The sequence below is a fragment of the Saccharomonospora iraqiensis subsp. iraqiensis genome (assembly GCF_000430445.1).
GTDB classification, from domain to species: domain Bacteria; phylum Actinomycetota; class Actinomycetes; order Mycobacteriales; family Pseudonocardiaceae; genus Saccharomonospora; species Saccharomonospora iraqiensis.
This window is the reverse complement of the sequence record NZ_KE387047.1, coordinates 1-2,356: the sequence shown is the minus strand read 5'-3', so window position 1 is coordinate 2,356 and position 2,356 is coordinate 1. Positions and strand designations below refer to the sequence as shown.

Genomic DNA, 2,356 nt, shown 5'->3' with positions numbered 1-2,356 from the left:
TCCGCACCGCCGGGAGTGCCGCCGGGAGTGCCGCCGGGAGTGCCGCCGCCACCGGAGCCCGTCCCACCGGAGCCGGTCCCACCGGAGCCGGTCCCACCGGAGCCCGTCCCACCGGAGCCCGTCCCACCCGAGCGGGTCGCGCCGAGGGTGAGCGCGTCCACCAGGTCGGCGATCGAGCCGGAACCGGGTTCGGCCACCGCCGGGACGCCGCCGTCCGGTGTGTTCTGCGAGCCACGCACGGAGCCGGCGTGTCCGCGGGGCAGGGTGCACGCGGCGTCGGTGTTGAACGGGGCGTCGCCGGTGCTCTCGCCGTCGCGGCGTTCCGTGCCGCCGTAGCCCCGGGTGCACGGTGCCGGGTCGAAGAACGTCAACGCCTGGGACAGCTTCGTGCCGTCGGAGGTCACCGCCGCGGAGGTGGAGGCCACCGCCTTCGGGGTGTAGACCAGCAGATGCTCCAGGCCGTCGGTGCGCGAGGCGAACATCCGGGAGGTGGTGAGCAGGTTCGCCATCAGCACCGACAGGCCGGGGTCGGTGTCCGCGAGCAGCCCGCTGATCTCGGTGGCCGCCCGCGGGGCGGTCCCGATGAGCCGGCGGAGGTCGCCGTCGGAGTCGGCGAGTTCCGCCGCGAACAGTTTCGCGTCCCGCCCGAACGACCGCCACGCCCGCGCCGACTCCGCCTGGGTACGCAGCACCGTCGCCCCGTCGTCGATCAGGTCGGTGGTCTGGGGCAGGTGCTCGGCCGCGGTCCGGGTGAACCCGGTGGCGGTGTCCAGCAGCAGCTGGAGGTCGTCCCCCGTGCCGTGCAACGCGGTGTACAGCTCGTCGACGACCACCCGCATCGCGTCGGTCGGCACCGATTCGGTGAGCTCGCTGAGATTCGCCAGCAGGGTGTGGACGGGCAGGGGGGTGGTGGTGGACTCGCGGGGGATCACCGAGCCCTCCTCCAGGTACGGGCCGGCGTCCGTGCGCGGCTGCAGATCGACGTACTGTTCGCCGACCGCCGACCGGTTCGCCACCACCGCGCGGGAGTTCACCGGGATGGGCGGGGCGTCGTCGTCGAGCACCAGGTCGGCCTCCATCCCGTCGTCGGTCAGCCGCAGCGCACCGACCCGGCCGACGGACACACCCCGATAGGTGACCTCGCTGCCGTCGAACAGCCCACCGCCCTGCGACAGTTGCAGGCGCACCACGTCGCCCCCGTCGCCGACCAGCCGGGGCAGTCCGGCGTAGTTGGCCCCCACGAACGTCACCGCGGCCGCCGCCACCACCACGAACGCGACGACCTGCGCGCGGATTCTGCGGGTCAGCATCAGCGACTCCCTCCGTCCGGGGCGGGCGTGGCGGTGTCCGTGGACGGCAACGGCAGCGGCGGGATCGGCTCGGTGTAGTTCTCGTCCGGCAGCACACTGAGGTAGGTGTTGAGGTAGTCGCCCTCGATCCCGTCGAGCACGGCGTCGGTGAACGGGAAGGTCGGCAGGATCTCCAACGCCCGGGGCAGCGAGGCGCCCGCGTCGGCGAGCCTGCGCAGCACCGGGGCCAGTGCCCGCAGGTCGGCCACCAGGTCCTCCCGCGTCCGCTCGACGACGTCCACGGCCACGCCGGAGAGCTGGTCCAGCGACGACAACATCGACACCAGCGCCTCCCGCTGGTCCCGCAGTTCCCGCAGGCCGGGGGTGAGGTCGTTCAACGCCCCGCGGATCTGCTCCTCCCGCCCGGCGAGGGTGGCCGACAGCCGGTTCATCCCGTCCAGCGCGTCGGTGATCTCGTCGCGGTGCGCGTCCAGGTCGGAGACCAGATGGTCCACCTCGGACAGGAACCGCTTGATGTCGGCCTCGTTGCCGTCCATCGCGGCGGTCAGCTCCTGGTTGATGGTGCGCAGCTGGGCGATGCCGCCACCGTTGAGCAGCAGGGACAGCGCGCCGAAGACCTCCTCCACCTCCGGGTGCCGGTTCGTGCGGGCGGCGGGAATCAGCGCGTCGTCCTCCAACGGGGCGCGGTTCGCCCGTGGGGTGTCCGACCGTGGTGCGTCTAGCTCCACGAACTTCTCCCCGAGCAGGCTCGACTGCCGGATGTTGGCGATCGAGTCGGCGGGCAGCTCGACGTCGCGGTTCACCGACAGCACCACCTCGGCCTGCCAGTCGTCGGTGTCGGCCAGGGTGATCGACTCCACCCGCCCCACCGCGACGTCGTTCACCTTCACGGCGGCGTGCGGGACGAGGTCGAGCACGTCGTCGAAGCGCACCGTCACCCGGTACGGGTCGTCCCCGAGGTCGGCGCCCCCGGGCAACGGCAGGTCGTGCACCCCGTCGAAGCCCGCGGGCGCGCAGCCGCCCGCGGCCACGCCGAGCGCGGCGAG

At 73.1% G+C, this 2,356-nt stretch carries 2 protein-coding genes; both read right to left on the bottom strand.

The window, feature by feature from the left end; all coding sequences use genetic code 11:
• Window positions 1-1,310 (bottom strand): MCE family protein (locus ACTIR_RS21500; RefSeq protein WP_233345809.1); only part of this gene is annotated, 1,310 nt, incomplete at its 3' end.
• The gene (locus tag ACTIR_RS21495; RefSeq protein WP_052583700.1) at window positions 1,310-2,341 is read right to left on the bottom strand and encodes an MCE family protein; all 1,032 of its coding nucleotides are present in this window, start codon (window positions 2,339-2,341) and stop codon (window positions 1,310-1,312) included. The genes ACTIR_RS21495 and ACTIR_RS21500, both read right to left, overlap by 1 nt.
• Window positions 2,342-2,356: the final 15 nt, after the last annotated feature.